Raw genomic sequence first — 21,579 nt, 5'->3', positions numbered from 1 at the left:
ACCGTCAGGCCCCTTCAAGACCGCAGGTTTTCCCGCATGACGTGCCCATCCAGTTCCATCCGCCGCCTTGCCGTGCCGGCCCTGGCGGTCCTTCTGCTCTCAGCCGCCCCGCTGCAGGCGCAGACGGCATCGCCGGAGGACCCCGCCGGCCGCTGCAGCCCGACCGTCTCGGCCGCGCTCAGCACCTGGGACGCCGGTCTGGCGACGGCGGAACGCTTCGGGGACAAGGCGGTGGCGCTGGCGCGGGAGAAGGGGCGGGAATATCTGCTGCCGCTCCTGGGCATCGACCCGAAGACGGCGCCGCCCGACGCCGGGAAGGGTGGGACGACCGACGATGTCGGCCGCGCGCTGGAGGAAAGCCGCGACGATCCCAAGCGGCGCGCCGAACTCTGCGCCGCCATCACCCGCGCCGCCGACGAGGCCAAATCCTCCGCCGGTGCCGGGCTGGACGCGCTGAAACGCGCGCTCGACGGCTGGCAGCTGTCGCCGGGGCCGGTCAATCCGCCGGCCGAGCCGGCAAAGCCGGACGGGCTGATCCGCACCTGAGGGGATGGGAAGAGGCCGAAGCCTCTTCCCACCTTGAACGAGCCTTTACGGCCAGTCAGCCCTTACAGCCAGTCGGGCACGCGCTCGGCCGCCAGCATTTCCTCCACCGTCGGGCGGGGGCGGATGACGGAGAAGCGGTCGCCGTTGACCAGCACCTCCGGCACCAGCGGGCGGGTGTTGTAGGTCGAGGCCATCACCGCGCCATAGGCGCCGGCCGACAGGAAGGCGACGAGGTCGTCGTCGGCCAGCGGCGGCAGCGGGCGCTGCACGGCGAAGGTGTCGCCGCTCTCGCACACCGGGCCGACCACGTCGTAGGGCTCCGCCGCGACGCCGGACGCCGGCTCGGCGACCGGGACGATGCCGTGATAGGCGTCGTAGAGCGACGGGCGGATCAGGTCGTTCATCGCCGCGTCGACGATGGCGAAGCGGCGGTGCAGGCCCTGCTTCACATAGATGACGCGGCTGACCAGGATGCCGGCATTGCCGACCAGCGAACGGCCCGGCTCCAGCGTGATGCGGCAGCCGAGATTGCCGGTGATGGACCGCACCATCGCGGCATAGTCGGCCAGATCGGGCGGCGCTTCGTTCTTGTAGGTGATGCCGAGCCCGCCGCCGAGGTCGAGGCGCTGGATGTCGTGCCCGTCCTCGCGCAGCTGATGCAGCAGGGCCGCCACCCGCTCGTAAGCTGCACGGAAGGGAGCGAGGTCGGTCAGCTGCGAGCCGATATGGACCGCGATGGCGACCGGCTTGATGCCCGGCAGGGCCGCCGCGCGCTGATAAATCTCGCGCGCGTGGTCGTAGTCGATGCCGAACTTGTTCTCTTTCTTGCCGGTGGCGATCTTGGCGTGCGTCTTGGCGTCGACGTCCGGGTTGACGCGGAAGGCGATGGGGGCCTCCACGCCCATAGACGAGGCAACCTCGCTCAGCGCTTCCAGCTCCGGCACCGATTCGACGTTGATCTGGTGGATGCCGGCCTCGAGAGCGGCGCGCAGATCCTCGCGGGTCTTGCCGACGCCGGAGAAGACGATGCGCTCGGCCGGAATGCCGCCGGCCAGCGCGCGCTTCATCTCGCCCACCGACACCACGTCGCCGCCGGCGCCCAGCCGGGACAGCGTGCGGATGACGGCGAGGTTGGAGTTGGCCTTCAGCGCATAGCAGACGCCGGCATCCTGGCCGGCGAAGGCGCCGGCATAGGCGTTGTAGTGCGATTCCAGCGCCGCGGTGGAATAGAGGTAGAAGGGCGTGCCCACCTCCCGCGCCACATCCTCCAGCGACACGGATTCGGCGTGCAGCACGCCGTTGCGGTAGGCGAAGACGCTCATGGGCGAGCCGTTAGGGGCACCGGTGCGGGCGGCGTTCATGGGAACTGGACTCCGGAACCGGCCGGCTTACCGGGCTTCGGGTCCAGCGAGGGGTTGGGATAGGTGCGCGGGAAGGGATCGACCTGACCCTCCGGACGCGGGCTGTCGACGATGCTGGGCTTCTTGCCGCAGCCGGCCAGAGCCAGCACGCCGGCCAGGGCGAGGACGGTCAGGGTGACGTGACGGTTCACAGGAAACGCTCCCGGGCGGCCTTCACCGCCTCCTGCACGCGGACCGGGGCCGGGCCGCCGAAGCTGGTGCGGCTGTTCAGCGACGCCTCGATGCTCAGCGCCGGATAGACGGCTTCGGTGATGCGCGGCTCGATGGCCTGCAACTCCGCCAGCGTCAGGTCGGTCAGGCCGATGCGGCGGTCCTCCGCCGCCTTCACGGCGCGGCCGGTGACGTGGTGCGCCTCGCGGAAGGGCATGTCCAGTTCCCGCACCAGCCAGTCGGCGAGGTCGGTGGCGTTCAGGAAGCCGCGGTCGGCCGCCTCGCGCATCGCCGGGACATTGGGCTGCATGTCGCGCACCATGCCCTCCATGGCGGCGATGCACAGCGCCAGCGTGTCGTCGGCCTCGAACACTGGTTCCTTGTCTTCCTGCATGTCCTTGGAATAGGCCAGCGGCAGGCCCTTCATGGCGATCAGCAGGCTGTTCAGGCTGCCGATCACCCGGCCCGCCTTGGCACGCACCAGCTCCGCCGCGTCGGGGTTCTTCTTCTGCGGCATGATCGAGGAGCCGGTGGTGAAGGCGTCCGACAGCTTGATGAAGCGGAACTGGGCGGAACACCAGATCACGATCTCTTCGGCGAAGCGCGACAGGTGCATGGCGCAGATCGACGCCGCCGACAGGTATTCCAGCGCGAAGTCGCGGTCGGAAACCGCGTCCAGCGAGTTTGCGGTCGGCCGGTTGAAGCCCAGCGCCTCCGCCGTCATGAAGCGGTCGATGGGGTAGGGGGTGCCGGCCAGCGCCGCCGAGCCCAGCGGACACTCGTTCAGCCGGCAGCGGGCGTCGCGGAAGCGGCTGCGGTCGCGCCCGAACATCTCGACATAGGCCAGCAGGTGATGGGCGAAGCTGATGGGCTGCGCCGCCTGCAGGTGGGTGAAGCCGGGCATCACCGTGCCGGTGTGCTGCTCCGCCAGGTCGATCAGGGCGGCCTGCAGCGCGGTCAGCCCGGCGATGGTCCGGTCGATGGCATCGCGCACCCACAGCTTGAAGTCGGTCGCCACCTGGTCGTTGCGCGAGCGGCCGGTGTGCAGGCGCTTGGCCGGCTCGCCGATCAGTTCGGCCAGCCGGGCCTCCACATTCATGTGGATGTCCTCCAACTCCACCTTGAAGGTGAAGCTGCCGGCGTCAATCTCTGCCTTTACGCGGTCGAGCCCGCCGATGATGGCGTCGGCATCGGCCTGGGTTATGATGCCCTGCTTGGCCAGCATCGCGGCATGGGCCTTCGACCCGGCGATGTCCTGGTCGGCGAGCCGCTTGTCGAAGCCGATGGAGGCGTTGATCTTCTCCATGATGGCGGCGGGACCGCGCGCGAATCGCCCGCCCCACATCTGGCTGGCGGCGGGTGCGGCGGCACCGGTGGCGGCGCCGGTTGTGGCGGCGGAATTCGGCGGGGTCTGATCGGCGCTCATGGGGACGGATACCGGGGCATTCGGGTGAAGGGGAGCGAGGAAGCGTGAGTATGCGGACTTTGGCGGCTGTCGCAACGGTTTGTGTGTGCATGGCCGGGGCCGGCCTGTGGTGGAGCGCCGGTGCGGCGCCCACTCCACCGGAGGTGCTGCGGCTGGGCGCGCCGGACGCGCCGGACGCCCCTGCCGCGACCACATCCGGAGCCACATCCGGGGCCACGCCCGTCGCCTCAACCGGCGTCGACAAGCTGGAGAAGTTCAAGGGGGCGGAGCCCAAGCCGATGCCGCCGCTGTCCTTCATCGACGCCGAAGGGAGGCGGATCGATCTGGCCGACTTCAAGGACCGGGTGATCCTGCTGAACCTGTGGGCGACCTGGTGCGGGCCTTGCGTGAAGGAGATGCCCTCGCTCGACCGGCTGCAGGCCCAGCTGGGCGGCGACGCCTTCCAGGTGGTGGCGCTGTCGCTGGACCGCGGCGGGCGGGCGGCGGTGGAACCCTTCTACAAGAAGACGGGGGTGCAGAACCTGACGGTGTTCCTCGACCCGGCGTCGGACTCGATGAAGGCGCTGTCCCTGCGCGGCCTGCCCACCACCATCCTGGTCGATCCGGAAGGCCGCGAGCTTGGCCGCGTCGAAGGGGCGGTGGAGTGGGATGCGCCGGAGGTCGTCGCCTTCCTGCGCCAGCATTTGGGCCGCGGCGGCGGGCCGGCGCGCGACCGCGGCGGGGTGATGAAGACCGGCGGCTGACGGCTGGCGGCTGACGGCCTTGGCGCCATGGGGTAGAGTGCCGCGATAACCTTTCGCCTCTCCCGAGCCGCCCCATGACGCAATCCGCAGCTTCCGGTCCCAAGCGCTTCACCATCGGTGCCGGCATCGTGATGATGCGGCAGGGCGAACGCGCCGACCGGGCGTGGCTGATCGAATCCGGCGAGCTGGAGGTGCTGCTGACCACGCCGGACGGCGGCACCCGGCGGCTGGGGGTGGTCGGCAAGGGGGCCGTGGTCGGCGAGATGGCGCTGATCGACGATGGGGAGCGCAGCGCCACCGTGCGCTCGCTGACCGAGGTGGTTTGCGTCGAGGTGACGCGGGACGCCTTCCGCGGCCTGCTGAAGCGCAGCCCGCCGCTGGCCTCATACCTGTTGCAGAGCCTGATCGCCGCCATCCGCCGCGACTATGGCCTGCCGCCGACCGAGCGGTTCGGCAACGCGGTGGATTTCCGATCCACCAATTCGTTCCAGAAGGTGGTCGATCGCCGGATGATCCGCGAGGGGCATGTCTTCTTCGGCCCCAACGAGCCGGTGAACGCCGCCTATCTGATCCAGTCCGGCCGCGTGGCGCTCCGCCCCGGCCGCGGCACGCTGGGCGGGGACATCGCGACCTTCGGACCAGGCAGCCTGTTCGGCGAGATCTACCTGCTGACCGGGCGCACGCCGGACGCTACCGCGGTGGCGGTCGCCGGCGGCATCTGCGAGGTGATCGACAAGCGCAGCTTCGAGGATGCGGTGATGGCGATGCCGCCGATCCTGAAGTCGCTGACGCGGATCTACATCGCGCAGCTGACGAAGAAGGCGGGGTGAGTTTGATCGCCTTCTCCCGGAGCGGTAACCCTCTCCCCCCCCGGGGAGAGGGCTGGGTGAGGGGGATGCATGGCGAGGATCATCAAGCAGCGAATATCCCTGCTCTTCCCCCAAATCCATGTAGTGCATCCCCCTCACCCTAACCCTCTCCCCGGGGGGGAGAGGGAATCTCCCTAACCTCCAGCCCGCGCATGACCAGCGCCCACACCGCCTCGAACGCCGCGGCGGTGTCGGGGGAGGCCCATTCGGCGGCGTGGGCGGGGTTGTGGAAGCGGGCGGTCGCGTCGAGCAGGGCACGGGCCACAGCCGTGGCGTCGCCGGGGGCGAAGCCGCCGTCGGCCATGCCGTCGGCGACGATGCGGGCGATCTGGCCGCAGAGATGCGCCACATGCTCCGCCACCACCTCGCGGGCTTCGGCGGCGAGCGCCATGTAGGTGGCGAACAGTTCCGGATCGTCGCCGGCCTTGCGGTGCTTGGCCTGAATCAGCGCGTCGAACCAGCGGCGCAGGCGGGCGGGTGCCGGGCCGGACTCCTCCGCGATAGCGTCCAGCGGATCGGCGACGCGGGCGAGCCAGCGCTCCGTCACCGTGTCGCGGAGCGCGGCCTTGCTGGGGAAGTGGCGGTAGACGCTGCCATGGCTGACGCCCAGCGCGCGGGCGACGTCCACCACCGTGGCCTTGGCGGGACCGTAGCGGCGCAGGACCTCTTCCGCCGCCTCCAGGATGCGGTCCGGGGTCAGCGCCGCCTCAGCCATTGGGCTGTGCCTCAGCGCCGCTCGCTGTCGAGCATCGCCATCTGTTGCGGGGCGTAGCGGTCGCCGGCCGCCGCGCCGGGCGGGACCGCCCGTTCGATCGCGGCGAGGTCATCGGGGGTGAGGTCAAATTCCAGGGCTCCCAGCGCTTCGGTCAGCCGGTCGCGCCGCCGCGCGCCGACCAGCGGCACAATATCCGAACCGCGCGACAGCACCCAAGCAATCGCGATCTGCGCGACGCTGACCCCCTTCGCCGCGGCGACCCGGCGCAGTTCCTCGACCAGAGCCAGATTGTGGTCCAGGTTTTCACCCTGGAAGCGCGGACTGTGGGCGCGGAAGTCGCCGGTGGCGCCGGCGCTGTCCTTCTTCCAATGGCCGCTGATCAGGCCGCGCGACAAGACGCCATAGGCGGTGATGCCGATGCCGAGTTCGCGGCAGGCCGGCAGGATGGACTCCTCGATCCCACGGGAGATCAGCGCATATTCGATCTGCAGGTCGCAGATCGGGTGGACGGCGGCGGCGCGGCGGATGGTGTCGGCCCCCATTTCCGACAGGCCGATGTGGCGGACATAGCCGGCCTTCACCATGTCGGCGACAGCGCCGATGGTGTCCTCGATCGGCACGTTCGGATCGAGACGGGCCGGGCGGTAGATGTCGATGTGGTCCAGCCCAAGCCGGCTCAGCGTGTGGGCCAGGAAATTCTTCACCGCCGCCGGCCGGGCGTCGTAGCCGAGCCAGCTGCCGTCCGGCGCGCGCAGGGCGCCGAACTTCACGCTGACCTGGAAGCGGTCGCGGGGGATGCCGCGCACCGCCTCGCCGATCAGCATCTCGTTGTGGCCCATGCCGTAGAAGTCGCCGGTGTCGAGCAGCGTCACCCCGGCGTCGAGCGCCGCATGGATGGTGGCGATGCCCTCCGCCCGGTCGGCGGGGCCGTACATGTCGGACATGCCCATGCAGCCGAGGCCGAGGGCGGAAACGGTGGGGCCGGATGTGCCGAGTGCGCGCGTGTCCATGTATCCCTCCATCGATGCGTGATGGAGAGGTTATTGGTTATGGAATGACAGATGTCAATATCTGTCAGTCGATATTTCCTGTCGGGCGTCAGGAGCGTTCGATGACGATCACCCGGAAGTCGTTGACGTTGGTCCGCGTCGGGCCGGTGACGACCAGATCGCCCAGCGCCTTGAAGAAGCTGTAGCCGTCGTTGTCGGCGAGGAAGGCCTTGGCATCGAGCCCCATGGCCTCCGCCCGTTCCAGGGTATCGGGGCGCAGGATGGCGCCGGCATTGTCCTCCGTCCCGTCGATACCGTCTGTGTCGAAGGCGGCGGCCCGGATACCGGGATGGCCGTCCAGCGCCACCGCCAGCGCCAGCAGGAATTCGACATTGCGGCCGCCGCGGCCCTGGCCACGCACCGTCACCGTGGTTTCGCCGCCGGACAGGATCACGGCGGGGACCGGGGCCGGCTGGCCGTGGCGGGCGGCCTGACGGGCGATGCCGGCATGGACCTTGGCGACCTCGCGCGCTTCGCCCTCGATGGCGTCGCCGAGGATCACGGGGCTGTAGCCGCGGTCGCGGGCGAGTGCCGCTGCGGCCTCCAGCGCGTCCTGCGGGGTGGCGATGATGGTGGTGACGGCACCGCTCAGGCGCGGATCGCCGGGCTTGGGCGTTTCGTCCTCGGCCGCTTCGAGGAAGGCGGCCACGGCGGGCGGCGGGGTGATGCCGTATTTCGCCAGGATGGCGCGGGCGTCGGCGAAGCTGGTCGGGTCGGGCACGGTCGGGCCGCTGGCGATCACCGACGGATCGTCTCCCGGCACGTCGGAAACCAGCAGCGAGACGACGCGGGCAGGATGGGCCATGGCGGCCAGCCGGCCGCCCTTCACCGCCGACAGATGCTTGCGCACGCAGTTCATCTCACCGATGTCGGCGCCGCTCTTCAGCAGGGCCTTGGCGACGGCGCGCTTGTCATCCAGCGTGATGCCGGGAGCCGGCAGGGCCAGCAGGGCGGACCCGCCGCCGGAGATCAGGCAGAGCACGAGGTCGTCGGCGGTCAACCCCTGGACCATGTCGACGATACGCCGCGCCGCCTCCTGCCCGGCGGCGTCGGGCACCGGATGGCTGGCCTGCACCACCTCGATCCGCTCGGTCGGCAAATCATGATCGTAGCGGGTGACGACGAGGCCGGTGAGCGGCCCCGGCCAGTGGTCTTCCACCGTCTTCGCCATGGCCGCCGCCGCCTTGCCGGCGCCGATCACCACCGTGCGGCCCTTCGGCGGCTGCGGCAGGGCCGCCGGCAGCCGGGTCTCGGCGGTCACCGCGGTCAGCGCCGCCTGGAACAGGTCGTGGAGCAGGGCGTCTGTGGTCATGGCGGTGCTCATGGTCGCTCGGGCGTCGTGGGAAGCGGGGCGGGTAGAATGCACGGGAATGAGGGGTGGGGAAATGGTGCGGGTGGGGTGGTGGCGGCGGTTGCCCCCTCCCTTCCCATGCTGCGCATGGGCCCCTTCCCTCCCCCGCTTCGCGGTAGAGGGAGTCGGTCGCGAATGCGGCGGAGTTCCCTCCACCGCGAAGCGGGGGAGGGTTAGGGAGGGGGCAATCCGGCGCCCAACCTCACTTCGCCCCCACCTCGTGCCCGGCCAGCAGTTCCAGCGCGCGCAGCATGCCGGAGTGGTCCCAGGCCGAGCCGCCCTGCGCGGCGCAGGCGTTGAACAGCTGCTGGCAGCTTGCCGTGTGGGGCAGCGACAGGTTCAGCGCCTTGGCGCCGCTCAGCGCGAGGTTGAGGTCCTTCTGGTGCAGCTCGATGCGGAAGCCGGGGGTGAAGTTGCGGTTGATCATCCGCTCGCCATGGACCTCCAGGATGCGGGAGGAGGCGAAGCCGCCCATCAGCGCCTGACGGACCTTGGCCGGATCGGCGCCGGCCTTCGACGCGAACAGCAGGGCCTCGGCCACCGCCTCGATGGTCAGCGCGACGATGATCTGGTTGGCGACCTTGGTGGTCTGGCCGTCGCCGTTGCCGCCGACCAGCGTGACGTTCTTGCCCATCTTGTCGAACAGCGGCTTGACCGTGTCGAAGGCCTCCTGCGGGCCGCCGACCATGATGGTCAGCGAGGCGGCCTTGGCCCCGACCTCACCGCCCGACACCGGCGCGTCGAGATAGGCGCAGCCGAGGTCGTTGATGCGCTTGGCATATTCCTTGGTCTCGATGGGCGAGATCGAGGACATGTCCACCACGATCTTGCCCGACGACAGGCCGGCGGCGACGCCGTTCTCGCCGAACAGGGCGGCGCCGACATGGGGCGTGTCGGGCACCATGGTGATGATGACCTCGGCCGCCGCCGCGACCTCCCGGCCCGACGGGCAGGGAATGGCGCCCTTGGACGTCAGGTCGGCCGGCACCGGCTTGATGTCATGGACGTAGAGCGTGTGACCGGCGTCCAGCAGATGCCCCGCCATCGGGGTGCCCATGATGCCGAGACCGATGAATCCGACCTTCATGACGATAGTCCTTCTTTGAATTGGTGAGGGTGCCTCAGGCGTGCGCCGGTTCAGTCTTGTAGGGGGCGAACCAGCCGAGCCCCTCGTCCGTCGTCGTCTTCGGCTTGTATTCGCAGCCGACCCAGCCGCGGTAGCCGATGGCGTCCAGATGCTTGAATAGGAAGGGATAATTGATCTCGCCGGTGCCGGGCTCGAAGCGGCCGGGATTGTCGGCCAGCTGGACATGGGCGATGCGGGCGAGGTTGGCCTCGATCGTGCGGGCCAGATCGCCTTCCATGATCTGCATGTGGTAGATGTCGTACTGCACGTACAGATTGTCGGAGCCGACCTTGGCGATCAGGTCCAGCGCCTGTTTGGTCCGGTTCAGGTAGAAGCCGGGGATGTCGCGGGTGTTGATCGGCTCGATCAGCAGCTTGATGCCCGTGCCGGCCAGCGCGTCGGCGGCATAGGCGAGGTTGCCGGTCAGCGTGCTTTCCGCCGCGACGGCGTCGCCCCCCTGCGGCAGGATGCCGACGAGGCAGTTGACCTGTTTGCAGCCCAGCGTGCCGGCATAGTCGATGGCGCGGGCGACGCCGTCGCGGAACTCCTGCACGCGGTCGGGCATGATGGCGATGCCGCGCTCCCCGCCGCCCCAGTTGCCGGCGGGCAGATTGTGCAAAACCTGGGTCAGCCCATGTTGGCGCAGCTTCTCGGCCAGCGCGTCGGCGGGGAAGTCGTAGGGGAACAGATACTCCACGCCACGGAAGCCGGCATCGGCCGCCGCGGCGAATCGGTCGAGGAAGGGATGCTCGTTGTAGAGCATCGTCAGGTTGGCGGCGAACTGCACCATGGCCGAACTCCCGGTTGCGCGAATTGGCCGCCGCGGATGGGGGGCGGTCCTTGGGTCGGGAGCTTGACCGCCGTGCAGCGCCTTGAGCCAGTTCGCCGAACGGCTTTTTCATCCAGCGGAAAGCGGGGAGGGCGAACAATGCGGAAGAGGGCATGTGGGTCGTCGCGGAACCATGTTGACGCATACGTCAACTCGAACTAGGCTCCGCAGCACGGATCATCCGTATCCCCAGCGCCACCAGAAGCGCCGTCTTCCAAAGCCGGAGGAACCACCCAGTGAGCCAGCCCGTGACCCATCCCTACCCCCATCTGCTGGCCCCGCTCGACCTCGGCTTCACGGTGCTGAAGAACCGGGTGCTGATGGGGTCGATGCACACCGGGCTGGAGGACCGCCGCCGCCATTTCCCGCGGCTGGCCGCCTATTTCGCCGAGCGGGCGCGCGGCGGGGTCGGGCTGATGGTGACCGGCGGCTTCTCGCCGAATGTGGAGGGGTGGCTGTCGCCCTTCGGCTCCACCCTGGCGCGGCATGGGGCGGCGCGGTCGCACCGGGTCATCACCGACGCGGTCCATGCCGAAGGCGGCAAGATCGCGCTGCAAATCCTGCATGCCGGCCGCTATGCCTACAGCCCGCTGTCGGTGGCGCCGTCGCGCATCAAGTCGCCGATCACTCCTTTCACCCCGCGCGCCCTGACCGCAAGGGGGGTGGAGCGCCAGATCCGCGCCTATGTCCGCTGTGCCGAACTGGCGCGCGAGGCCGGCTATGACGGGGTGGAGGTGATGGGGTCGGAAGGCTACCTGATCAACCAGTTCCTGGTGACCCACACCAACCAGCGCACCGACAAGTGGGGCGGCGCTTACGAGAACCGCATGCGCTTCCCGGTGGAGATCGTGTCGCGCATGCGGGAGGCGGTCGGGCGCGACTTCATCATCATCTACCGCCTGTCGATGCTGGACCTGATCCCCGACGGCAGCACATGGGAGGAGGTGGTGCAGCTTGCCCAAGCCATCGAGCAGGCCGGCGCCACCATCATCAACACCGGCATCGGCTGGCACGAGGCGCGGGTGCCGACCATCGCCACCAGCGTGCCGCGCGCCAACTTCGCCTGGGTGACCGGCAAGCTGAAGGAATCGGTGTCGATCCCGCTCTGCACCACCAACCGCATCAACACGCCCGAGGTCGGCGACGCGGTGATCGGCGAGGGGCTGGCCGACATGGTGTCGATGGCGCGGCCCTTCCTGGCCGATCCGGACTTCGTCGCCAAGGCGGCGGCGGGCCGGCCGGAAGCGATCAACACCTGCATCGCCTGCAACCAGGCCTGCCTGGACCACATCTTCTCCGGCAAGACGGCCAGCTGTCTGGTCAACCCGCGCGCCTGCCACGAGACGGAACTGGTGATCGTCCCCGCCAGACAACGCAAGCGCATCGCCGTGGTCGGCGCCGGCCCGGCCGGGCTGGCCTGCGCCACGACGGCGGCGGAGCGCGGGCACGAGGTGCATCTGTTCGATGCGGCCGACGAGATCGGCGGCCAGTTCAACATGGCCAAGCTGATCCCCGGCAAGGAGGAATTCCACGAGACGGTGCGCTATTTCCGCAACCGGCTGGCGGAGACCGGGGTGGCGCTGCATCTGGGCCGGCGGGTGGGTGCCGGCGACCTGACGGGTGCGGGGTTCGACGCGGTGGTTCTGGCGACCGGGGTGGTGCCTCGCGACCCGAGGATTCCCGGCCAGGACCACCCGAAGGTGCTGACCTACATCGATGTGCTGCGCGGCGCCAAGCCGGTCGGCCGCCGGGTCGCCGTGGTCGGGGCGGGCGGCATCGGCTTCGACGTCAGCGATTTCCTGGCCCATGAGGGGCCGTCGCCCAGCCTGGAGCCGGCGCTGTGGCGCGCCGAATGGGGCGTTGCCGACCCGGCCGAGGCGCGCGGCGGCGTCGCCGGCATCCGCCCCCACCTGACGCCCCCGGCGCGGGAGATCGTCCTGCTCCAGCGCAAGGCGAGCAAGCCCGGCGCCGGGCTGGGCAAGACCACCGGCTGGATCCACCGGGCCCAGCTGAAGATGAAGAACATCCAGGCATTGTCCGGCGTGAATTACGAGCGCATCGACGACGAAGGTCTGACCATCAGCTTCGGCGAGAAGCGCGAGCGCATGCAGACGCTGGCCGTCGACAGCATCGTGCTGTGCACCGGGCAGGAGCCGTTGCGGGAACTTCAGGCGCCGCTGGAGGCCGCCGGCATCCCCGTCCACCTGATCGGCGGCGCCGACATAGCGGCGGAACTGGACGCCAAGCGCGCCATCGCCCAGGGCACCCGGCTGGCGGCGGGGCTGTAGGCGGGTGGTCCTCGCCCTCCCTCCACATCCATTGCGGGAGTGCGGGCGCCTTTGTCACACCCGTACGCGACGGGGGATGAGCGAAATTGCTTGCCGCCCTAGCTGATATATTAGTATTCTGGCGTCAGTCGCTCCTGAGGAGGCTGGACGCCATGCCATCCGGCAACCCGCCGGCCAAAACCGGTTCCACCGCTGCCACCCGTCCGGCCAAGCCGGGCAAGGCCGCCCCACTCCAGATCCGCCCGCCGGCCCGGCGCGACGTGCGGCGCGGCCCGACGGCGGCCGACGCCATCCACCGCGACCTCCGGGCGGAGATCGTGTCGCTGAGGCGCAAGCCGGGCGACCCGATCGCCGAGAAGCAGATCGCAGAAGCCTATGGCGTCAGCCGCACGCCGGTGCGCGAGGCGGTGCTGAGGCTGGCGGACGAGGGGCTGATCGAAATCTTCCCGCAATCCGGCACCTTCGTCGCCCGCATCCCGCTGGAAGCGCTGCCGGAGGCCGGCGTGATCCGCAAGGTGCTGGAGCGCGCCACCGTGCGTTTCGCCGCGGAGCGCGCCAGCCGCAGCCAGATCGCGGCCCTGCGCGCCTGCCTGGAGCAGCAGCGCGAGGTCGATGCGGTCGGTGACGCCAACGGCTTCCATCAGGCCGACGAGACCTTCCACGCCCAGATCACCGAAATGGCGGGCTATCCCGGCTTCTGGACGATCATCCAGCAGGCCAAGGTCCAGCTCGACCGCTGCCGGCGGCTGACCCTGCCGGTTCCCGGCCGCATGCGCACGGTGATCGCCGAACATGAGGCCATCGTCGAGGCCATCGCCGCCCACGACCCGGACCGGGCCGAACGGAGCCTGATCCTGCACCTGGACAATCTGCAGATCACGGTGGACGACGTGCGCAATGCCGCACCGCTCTATTTCTCCGGCAGCCTGACCGACGCAGTCATGGAAGGAACGCCCTGATGTCCGCCCCGACCGCCCCTTCGGTTGCACCCGGCCGCCGCCGCATCGGCGTGATCGGCCTCGGCATGGCCTCGGCGCCCCATGCGCAGAGCCTGATCGACCTTCGGGACCGGGTGGAGGTGGCGGGCTGCTTCAGCCCGTCGGCCGAGCGCCGCGCCGCCTTCGCCGCCCGCCACGGACTGCCGACGGTCGACCGGGTCGAGACCCTGCTCGAGGATCCGACGCTGTCGGCCGTCCTGCTGCTGACCCCGCCCGACAGCCATGCCGAACTGGTCGCCCGCTGTGCCGCCGCCGGCAAGCATGTGCTGCTGGAAAAGCCGCTGGACGCCACGCCGGAGGGCGCGCGCGCCGTGGTATCGGCGATGGAGGAGGCCGGGCTGACGCTGGGCGTCGTCCTGCAGCACCGGTTCCGCGCCTCGGTGGAGCGGCTGGCCGGGCTGATGCGCGACGGCACGCTGGGCCGGCCGCTGTCGGCGGCTGTGTCGGTGCGCTGGTGGCGCGACGCCGCCTATTACGCCCAGCCCGGCCGCGGCATGAAGGCGCGCGACGGCGGCGGGGTGCTGCTGACCCAGGCGATCCACACGCTGGACGCCTTCGTCGGCCTGCTCGGCCTGCCGGAGCGGGTCGCGGGATTTGCCGCCACCAGCGTGCTTCGCCGGATGGATACGGAAGACGTGGTCGCCGCCGCGCTCAGATACGGCAACGGAATGCTGGCCACCATCGACGCCACCACCGCCGCTTATCCCGGCTATCCGGAGCGGATCGAGATCGCCGGAACCGGCGGGTCGGCCGTGCTGTCCGGCGACCGGCTGGAGGTGCAGCTGGTCGGCGGCGAGCGCATCCTCGCCGGCCAGGATGGCGCCACGCTGGGTGGCGGCGCCGATCCGATGGCCTTCTCGCACCAGCATCACCGGGCCGTGCTGTCCGACTTCCTCGATGCGCTCGACGAGGGGCGCCGGCCGCGGGTGGACGGGCGGGAGGCGCTGAAGGTGCACCGTCTGATCGACGCGATCCTGGACGCCGCCGCCGGCGGCACAACCGTGGAGGTGGCCGAACCCTGACCCCGCAACCCGAACTCCATCCGCCGGGCCGCGCGGTGTGCGGCCTTGCGGAAACCACCACTTTGGCGTAAAGCGCCAGCACCAGGCCGGGCCCCTCTGGCAACCTCACCGGTTGCGATGTCGGACTGGGAACACCAAGGAGCGGCCCGCGCCCCGTGCCCCCGACCGACGCCTTCCGTCGATGCTTCGGCATGACCCGGCCGGTCCGAACAGCCCTCGCGCGGACTCTCCGCCCACATTTTTCGTGATGCGAGGACATCCGCTCAAATGACGGAGCTATTCACAACTGAGGCGCTTTTCGCGCTGCTTCAGGTCATCATGATCGACCTGGTGCTGGCCGGCGACAACGCCATCGTCATCGGTCTGGCCGCCGCCGGACTGCCGCGGGAACAGCGCGGCAAGGCCATCCTGATCGGCATCCTGGCCGCCACCGTGCTGCGCATCGCCTTCGCGGCGGTCACCACCCAGCTTCTCCAGATCATCGGGCTTCTGCTGGCCGGCGGCGTGCTGCTGCTGTGGGTCTCGTGGAAGATGTGGCGCGAACTGCGCCAGTCCCATGAGGAGGACGAGGCGGTCGAGGTGCTGGAGGACGACGGCGGAGCCGATACGGCCGGCCCGCGCAAGACCCTGAGCCAAGCGGTCTGGCAGATCGTCGTCGCCGACGTGTCGATGTCGCTGGACAACGTCCTGGCCGTGGCCGGCGCCGCGCGCGAGCATCTGGGGGTGCTGGTCATCGGCCTGACCCTGTCGATCGCCCTGATGGGCCTCGCCGCCAGCGTCATCGCCCGCGTTCTGCAGAAGCATCGCTGGCTGGCCTATGTCGGCCTCGCCATCATCTTCTACGTCGCCCTGGACATGATCTACCGCGGCGCCATGGAGGTGTGGCCCCTGGTGAACGGTCACGGCTGACGGCCTTGTGTTGAACGGCCTTGGAATGACTGGCCGCCGCGTTTGAGCGAATGGGGGAAGGGCTGCGGCGAGAGCTGGGGCCGAATGTCGCACCCAACCCCCTGCGGCGATGCGTGTACTGGCTGAAACCCGCTTCTGCAGCCACTTTGTCTCTCTCCCCGCCAATCTGATTCAGTTTAAAGTCCAAAACGGTAGTTGCCGGCTGGAACTTTCAGACTTGCACGCAGAGTGATATACTAATATCCTAAGTGACGTGAACAGGGCGCCGCCGAGGGGCGGCACCGTTGCCAAGCGGAGCGGAAAGAGGATGGGGGCAAGGGCAGGGCCTGTGTCGGCCATGCGCAATTTCTGGCTGCGCGTGGCGCGGTCGCAGCGCTGCGAAAGCCGGTCTCGGCAAAGGGGCCTCATCCACGCTCCGTCTGTCACCGGCCCACGGTTCATCCAGTCACACACAGGCGGCCCACCGGCCACCAGGCAATCCGGAAACACCAGAACAAGAGAGGCCGGCCCGCTCAGGCTCCGGCCCCGCACACAGGAGGAGAACCTATGAAGTTTGCTCTGACTTCGGTCCGCACCGCGCTGCTGGCCGCCTGTGCCGTCTGCAGCATGATGGCCGCGCCGATGCTGTCGGCTCCGGCCGCCGCGCGCGACTTCCGGTCGGCCGACATCCACCCGACCGACTACCCGACCGTCGAGGCGGCGCGCTATGTCGGCAAGCTGCTGGCGGAACGCACCAACGGCCGTCTCGGCGTCAAGGTGTTCCCGAACGGCGCTCTCGGCAACGAGAAGGACACGATCGAGCAGCTGAAGATCGGCGCGCTCGAGATGATGCGCATCAACGTGGCGCCGCTGAACAACGTGGTGCCGGAGACGATGGTCACCGCGCTGCCCTTCATCTTCCGCGACACCGGCCACATGCGCCGCGTCCTGGACGGCCAGATCGGCGACGAAATCCTGGCGGCGATGGAAAGCCAGGGCATGGTCGGCCTCGCCTTCTACGACAGCGGCTCGCGCAGCATGTATTCGGCCGCCAAGCCCTACAAGACGCTGGCCGACATGAAGGGCGCCAAGATCCGCGTCCAGCAGTCCGACCTGTTCGTCGCCATGATCCAGGCGCTGGGCGCCAACGCCACGCCGATGCCCTTCGGCGAGGTCTACACCGCGCTCAAGACCGGCATCGTCGATGCGGCCGAGAACAACTATCCGTCGTACGAGTCCTCGCGCCACTTCGAAGCGGCCAAGTACTTCACGCTGACCGAACACGCGATGGCGCCGGAAGTGCTGGTCTTCTCCAAGGTCGCCTGGGACCGCCTGTCCAAGGACGACCAGGCTCTGGTCCGCCAGGCCGCCAAGGAGTCGGTGCCCTACATGCGCAAGCTGTGGGAAGAGCGCGAGCAGAAGTCGAAGGACGTCGTGACCAAGGCCGGCGCCCAGATCGTCGAGGTCACCAACAAGCAGGAATTCATCGATGCGATGAAGCCCGTCTACGACAAGTTCGCCAACACGCCGAAGCTCCAGAGCCTCGTGCAGCGCGTCCAGGAAACCAAGTAAGCAAGGGGTGAGGCGCGGCGCCGTCCCCGGCGGGACGGTGCCGCCACCCAAGGGGAGCCGCAGCATGGATATCGAGCTGCAAGCAATGGATGTCAGCCCGCCGCATGCAGCCGGCTGGCTGACGCGGATGAACGCGGTGCTGGCCAAGACCGGCATGTATGTCGCCATCATCGGTTTGATGGCGATCGTCGCGGTCGTCTTTTATCAGGTGTTCGGCCGCTACGTGCTGAACAACTCGCCGACCTGGGCGGAAAGCCTGGCCATCGTGCTGGTGCTGTACGTCACCCTGATCGGTGCCGCCGTCGGCGTCCGCGACGCCGGCCACATCGGGCTCGAATCCCTGCTGGTGATGCTGTCTGACAGTGCGCGGCGCAAGATGGACATCCTCATCTACGCGCTGGTCGGAATTTTCGGCGGCTGCATGGCCTACAACGGCTGGATTCTCGGCAGTTCGGTCATGTCCTACACGATCCCGAACCTTCACATCTCCGAAGCCGTACGCTACGTGCCGCTGGTGCTGTCGGGTGTGCTGATCGTCCTGTTCTCCATCGAGCATATCGTCGCCATCCTGCGCGGCGAGGAGGTAAAGCCGTCATGGAACTGATGATCCTCAGCATCACCTTCTTCGGCTTCCTCATCCTCGGCATTCCGGTCGCCTTCGCCATCGGCCTGTCGGCGCTCTGCACCATCCTCTATGAAGGCCTGCCCGTCGCGGTGGTCTTCCAGCAGATGATGTCGGGGATGAACGTCTTCTCGTTCCTGGCCATTCCCTTCTTCGTCTTCTCGGGCGAGCTGATGCTGCACGGCGGCGTCGCCGACAAGATCGTCGCCGCGGCGAAGAGCATGGTCGGCCACATCCGTGGCGGGCTGGGCATGTCCAACGTGGTGGCCTGCACCCTGTTCGGCGGCGTCGCCGGCTCCCCCGTCGCCGACGTGTCGGCCATGGGCGCCGTGATGATCCCGATGATGAAGCGGGAAGGCTACCACGCCGACTACGCGGTCAACGTCACCACCCACGCCGCCCTCGTCGGCGCGCTGATGCCGACCAGCCACAACATGATCATCTACGCGCTGGCCGCCGGCGGAAAGGCGTCCATCGGCGCGCTGATCGCCGCGGGCCTGATGCCGGCGCTGCTGCTGATGGTCTGCAACCTGGGCGCCGCCTACTACGTCGCGGTCCGCCGCGGCTACCCGAAGGGGTCCTTCCCCGGCTGGGACATCCTGCTGCACACCTTCGCCGCCGCCCTGCCCGGCATGCTGATCGTCGTCATCATCCTGGCCGGCATCACCAGCGGCGTGTTCACCGCGACCGAATCGGCCTCCGTGGCCGTGATCTACGCGCTGCTGCTGACGACGCTGGTCTACCGCACGCTGACGCTGGAGAAGTTCCTGGCCGCCGCCGCCAAGACGGTGAAGACCACCGGCGTGGTGCTGCTGCTGATCGGCGTGTCGACGATGTTCCAGTACCTCATGGGCCTCTATGAGGTGGCGGACATCACCGGCGAACTGCTGGCCGGCATTTCGTCCAACCCGATCGTCATCTTCCTGCTGATCAACATCATCCTGTTCCTGCTGGGCACCTTCATGGACATGGCCAGCACGATCCTGATCTGCACGCCGATCTTCCTGCCGATCGCCATGACCTACGGCATGGACCCGGTGCAGTTCGGCATCGTGATGCTGATCAACTGCGCGCTCGGCCTGAACACCCCGCCGGTCGGCACCACCCAGTTCATCGGCTGCGCCATCGGCGGCGTCTCGGTGGGCGAGGTGATGCGCTCCATCACGCCCTTCTACGGGGCGCTGTTCCTGGCGCTGCTTCTGGTCACCTATGTCCCGGCCTTCTCGCTGTGGCTGCCGCGCCTGCTGATGAACTGAACCGGGGCGGGCCCCGGCCCTCCTGAACGAATTCTCTCCTGGACTGGGCCATCGGCTTCTCGCCGATGGCCCATTTTTTATGCGCCGGATTCGGGCCGCCGGTATCAGGCCGTCAGGTCCAGAACCACCCGGCCGCGGATTTGGCCGGCCAGGATGCGTTCGCCCAGCGCCGGCAGGTCGGCGAAGGGATGGACCTCGTACATCGCGCTCAGATGGCCGGGGTCGAGGTCGCGGGCCAGCCTTGCCCAGGCGGACGCACGGCGGTCGGCCGGAGCCATCACCGAATCGATGCCGATCAGCGTCACGCTGCGCAGAATATGCGGAAGCACCGTGCCGGGCAGATCGGACGAGCCGGCCAGCCCGCAGGCGGCGACGGCTCCGCCCCACACCGTCTGCGCCAAGGCGTTGACCAGGGTCTGGCCGCCCACCGAATCGACGCCGCCCGCCCAGCGCTCCTTCTGCAGGGGCGCTCCCTTTTCCAGCAGGGTGGCGCGGTCGATGAAGCCGCCGGCGCCAAGGCCGCGCAGATACTCGTGCGTCTCCGGCCGCCCGGTGGAGGCGGTGACGGCATAGCCGCGCTTGGCCAGCAGGGCGACCGCCACCGATCCGACACCGCCGGCCGCACCGGTGACCAGCACCTCGCGGCCGCCGGGCTGGATCGCGCCCCAGCGTTCCAGCGCGTCGACGCACAGCGCCGCGGTGTAGCCGGCGGTGCCGATCCCCATCGCCTGTTCGGGCGTGAAGGCATCGGGCAGCCGGGTCAGCCACTCCGGTTTCACCCGCTGATAGCGGCTGTAGCCGCCCCACTGCGTCTCCGACATGCCCCAGCCGTTGACCACCACCCGGTCGCCGGCCTTCCAGTCGGGCGAGCGCGACTCGACCACCGTGCCGGCGAGATCGATCCCCGCCACCATCGGCAGCTTGCGGGCGATCTTCGCCTTTCCGGTGACGGCGAGCCCGTCCTTGTAGTTGACCGTGGAATGGGAGACCTCGACCAGCACCTCGTGGTCCGGCAGATCGGACGGCGAAAGCGTGGTGAAGGAGCCCTTGGGCTTGCCGTTGTCGTCGGCGATGACGAAGGCGGTGAAGGAATCGGGAAGGGACATCGGGCGCACTCCGTTGCGCTGCAGGTCTGACCGAAACGATGCGCCGCATTCCGATATAGGTCAAACAAATTGGCCTCAGCCCTTCGGCGCACGAGGTGACCACGAATTGGAGGTATTGCGCCACACATCTACCCAGCCTTGGCAAATGAGTGGCAAGACGGTGCCATGGGGCGGAGTAGCCGGAGGGCGTCGAAATCGATTGGGACCGTCCTCATTCGCTAGTCCGGAGAAATCAGATCGTCCGGCTGGGCGTGATGCTTCCCAAGGAATGATCGGCTTATTGGGCGTTGTGGCCTGGGCAGGATCCCGTACATCACGGAACGCGCAAAACGATTTCCAACAACTCCCCAGAAAGGGGTTTTCATGCACGGGATCATTCTTGCCGACGCCGGGCTGGCCGATATCGACGCATTGATCGGCCGGCACACGCCGGATGTGACGGTGATCCGGGTGGCCGCCGACGAGGACGCCCTCGGCCTGCTCGCCGACGCCCTGGAGACGGGTCCGGCCGCAGTCCACCTGATCGCCCACGGCGCGCCGGGCGTGGTGAAGCTGGGGGCGATGCCGCTCGACACCAGCGCCCTGTTCGACCGCCGCTGGCCCGATGCGACCGGCACCGAGATCCTGATCCATGCCTGCGACGTCGGCGTCGGCGGCAACGGCCGCCGCTTCGTCGAGCGTCTGGCAGCCGTCACCGGCGCGCGCGTCGCCGCCGCCAGCCATCCCGTCGGCCATGCCGACCAGGGCGGCTCCTGGGAGCTCGACGTGGTGACCGGCCCGATCCTGGCGGCCCGTCCCTTCGAGGGCGCCGCTGCCTGGCCGCACCGGCTGGCCTACAGCGGCACGCCGACGGCGGGCAACGACACGCTGGTCGGCGACAATGGCGGCAATACGATCAACGGGCTCGCCGGCAACGACAGCATCACCGGCGGCACCGGCAACGACAGCCTGGTCGGCGGGATCGGCAACGACACGCTGGTCGGCGGCGGCAACACCGGCGTCGCGGCGGGCGATACCATGAACGGCGGGCTTGGCGCCGACCATTATGTCGGCGGCAGCGGCTTCAACATCGTCACCTACGAAGACGCCACCGCCGGCCTCACGCTGGACCTGACCAACGGCGCCAACAACACCGGCGAGGCGGCCGGCGACACCTTCGTCAACATCCAGCGCTGGATCGGTTCGGAATATGCCGACAGCCTGACGGCGGGCGACACCGCGGTGTGGTTCTGGGGCCATGGCGGCAACGACGTCGAGCATGGCGGGGCCGGCAACGACACGCTTGAGGCCGGTGACGGCAACGACAGCGTCTTCGGCGGCGGCGGCAACGACCTGATCTATGGCCGCGCCGACAATGACGAGCTGCATGGGGAACTCGGCGACGACACGGTGGCCGGCGGCGGCGGTGCCGACCTGATCCATGGCGATGCCGGCAACGACCTGCTGAAGGGCGACTGGGAACGCGACACCATCCACGGCGGCGACGGCGACGACACCATCCTGGCCGGCATCGTCACGGCCGGCAGCTACGCCCAGACCCAGGCCGACACGATCTTCGGCGAGGCCGGCAACGACCGCTACATCGTCGTCAGCCAATATGAC

At 68.9% G+C, this 21,579-nt stretch carries 20 protein-coding genes; 11 read left to right on the top strand and 9 right to left on the bottom strand.

The annotated features are described in order from the left end of the window. Positions 1-36: 36 nt before the first annotated feature. Positions 37-546 carry a hypothetical protein gene (locus VD964_RS05905; protein WP_324866539.1) on the top strand — a complete coding sequence of 170 codons (510 nt, stop codon included), beginning with the start codon at positions 37-39 and terminating at the stop codon, positions 544-546. 62 nt (positions 547-608) lie between these two features. Here VD964_RS05905 and lysA read toward each other — a convergent pair whose 3' ends face one another. The 3 genes from lysA to argH are packed head-to-tail and all read right to left on the bottom strand — an operon-like array spanning position 609 to position 3,543. Next, complete coding sequence (gene lysA, locus VD964_RS05900; RefSeq protein ID WP_324866567.1) at positions 609-1,868, bottom strand: diaminopimelate decarboxylase; 1,260 nt, start codon at positions 1,866-1,868, stop codon at positions 609-611. 35 nt (positions 1,869-1,903) lie between these two features. After that, entirely contained in the window at positions 1,904-2,098 is a 195-nt protein-coding gene (locus tag VD964_RS05895) for a hypothetical protein (RefSeq protein ID WP_149227040.1), read from the bottom strand. Beyond that, the gene (gene argH / locus VD964_RS05890) at positions 2,095-3,543 is read right to left on the bottom strand and encodes an argininosuccinate lyase (RefSeq protein ID WP_324866536.1); all 1,449 of its coding nucleotides are present in this window, start codon (positions 3,541-3,543) and stop codon (positions 2,095-2,097) included. Before argH ends, VD964_RS05895 begins: the two co-directional genes overlap by 4 nt. Before the next feature lie 89 nt (positions 3,544-3,632). On the opposite strand from argH, the gene VD964_RS05885 reads away from it, so the two are divergent. Both VD964_RS05885 and VD964_RS05880 read left to right on the top strand, forming a co-directional pair. Next, complete coding sequence (locus VD964_RS05885) at positions 3,633-4,286, top strand: TlpA disulfide reductase family protein (RefSeq protein ID WP_324866534.1); 654 nt, start codon at positions 3,633-3,635, stop codon at positions 4,284-4,286. A 74-nt stretch (positions 4,287-4,360) separates the two neighbouring features. Next, a complete protein-coding gene (locus VD964_RS05880; RefSeq protein WP_324866532.1) occupies positions 4,361-5,116 on the top strand; it encodes a cyclic nucleotide-binding domain-containing protein in 756 nt (251 codons plus the stop codon). Between the two features lie 139 nt (positions 5,117-5,255). Here the strand turns inward: VD964_RS05880 and VD964_RS05875 are convergent, their stop codons facing one another. From VD964_RS05875 to hyi, 5 genes are all read right to left on the bottom strand, one after another. Further along, positions 5,256-5,870 (bottom strand): TetR family transcriptional regulator, encoded by a 615-nt coding sequence (locus tag VD964_RS05875; protein ID WP_324866530.1) that lies wholly within the window; start codon positions 5,868-5,870, stop codon positions 5,256-5,258. A gap of 11 nt (positions 5,871-5,881) precedes the next feature. Continuing rightward, positions 5,882-6,880, bottom strand: coding sequence for an aldo/keto reductase (locus VD964_RS05870; protein WP_324866528.1), 999 nt, complete (start codon positions 6,878-6,880; stop codon positions 5,882-5,884). 88 nt (positions 6,881-6,968) lie between these two features. Next, complete coding sequence (locus VD964_RS05865) at positions 6,969-8,231, bottom strand: glycerate kinase (RefSeq protein ID WP_324866526.1); 1,263 nt, start codon at positions 8,229-8,231, stop codon at positions 6,969-6,971. A gap of 241 nt (positions 8,232-8,472) precedes the next feature. Next, positions 8,473-9,357 carry a 2-hydroxy-3-oxopropionate reductase gene (glxR, locus tag VD964_RS05860; protein WP_324866524.1) on the bottom strand — a complete coding sequence of 295 codons (885 nt, stop codon included), beginning with the start codon at positions 9,355-9,357 and terminating at the stop codon, positions 8,473-8,475. Between the two features lie 34 nt (positions 9,358-9,391). Next, a complete protein-coding gene (gene hyi, locus VD964_RS05855; RefSeq protein ID WP_324866522.1) occupies positions 9,392-10,186 on the bottom strand; it encodes a hydroxypyruvate isomerase in 795 nt (264 codons plus the stop codon). A 275-nt stretch (positions 10,187-10,461) separates the two neighbouring features. On the opposite strand from hyi, the gene VD964_RS05850 reads away from it, so the two are divergent. The 7 genes from VD964_RS05850 (at position 10,462) to VD964_RS05820 (ending at position 18,871) form a co-directional block, all read left to right on the top strand. Then, on the top strand, positions 10,462-12,513 hold the full coding sequence (locus VD964_RS05850) for an NADPH-dependent 2,4-dienoyl-CoA reductase (protein WP_324866520.1): 2,052 nt from the start codon (positions 10,462-10,464) through the stop codon (positions 12,511-12,513). 152 nt (positions 12,514-12,665) lie between these two features. Next, complete coding sequence (locus tag VD964_RS05845; protein ID WP_324866517.1) at positions 12,666-13,472, top strand: GntR family transcriptional regulator; 807 nt, start codon at positions 12,666-12,668, stop codon at positions 13,470-13,472. Continuing rightward, positions 13,472-14,533, top strand: a complete 1,062-nt coding sequence (locus VD964_RS05840; protein WP_324866515.1) for a Gfo/Idh/MocA family oxidoreductase — start codon at positions 13,472-13,474, stop codon at positions 14,531-14,533. Before VD964_RS05845 ends, VD964_RS05840 begins: the two co-directional genes overlap by 1 nt. A gap of 267 nt (positions 14,534-14,800) precedes the next feature. Further along, entirely contained in the window at positions 14,801-15,442 is a 642-nt protein-coding gene (locus VD964_RS05835; RefSeq protein WP_310115494.1) for a TerC family protein, read from the top strand. A 546-nt stretch (positions 15,443-15,988) separates the two neighbouring features. After that, positions 15,989-16,993 (top strand): TRAP transporter substrate-binding protein, encoded by a 1,005-nt coding sequence (locus tag VD964_RS05830; RefSeq protein WP_324866510.1) that lies wholly within the window; start codon positions 15,989-15,991, stop codon positions 16,991-16,993. 64 nt (positions 16,994-17,057) lie between these two features. After that, the gene (locus VD964_RS05825) at positions 17,058-17,597 is read left to right on the top strand and encodes a TRAP transporter small permease (RefSeq protein ID WP_324866508.1); all 540 of its coding nucleotides are present in this window, start codon (positions 17,058-17,060) and stop codon (positions 17,595-17,597) included. Further along, positions 17,588-18,871: a TRAP transporter large permease gene (locus VD964_RS05820; RefSeq protein ID WP_324866505.1), complete on the top strand. Its 1,284-nt coding sequence runs from the start codon at positions 17,588-17,590 to the stop codon at positions 18,869-18,871. The genes VD964_RS05825 and VD964_RS05820 overlap by 10 nt, the downstream gene beginning before the upstream one ends. Positions 18,872-18,975: 104 nt before the next feature. On the opposite strand, the gene VD964_RS05815 is transcribed toward VD964_RS05820, so the two are convergent. Further along, positions 18,976-19,977, bottom strand: a complete 1,002-nt coding sequence (locus VD964_RS05815; protein WP_324866503.1) for an MDR family oxidoreductase — start codon at positions 19,975-19,977, stop codon at positions 18,976-18,978. Positions 19,978-20,340: 363 nt separating this feature from the next. On the opposite strand from VD964_RS05815, the gene VD964_RS05810 reads away from it, so the two are divergent. Next, on the top strand, positions 20,341-21,579 hold a 1,239-nt coding region (locus tag VD964_RS05810), incomplete at its 3' end, for a DUF4347 domain-containing protein (protein WP_324866501.1).

It is taken from the genome of Azospirillum sp. (assembly GCF_035628975.1).
Lineage (GTDB): Bacteria > Pseudomonadota > Alphaproteobacteria > Azospirillales > Azospirillaceae > Azospirillum.
The sequence above is the reverse complement of the archived record's forward strand: the minus strand, read 5'-3'. Positions and strand labels throughout refer to the sequence as shown.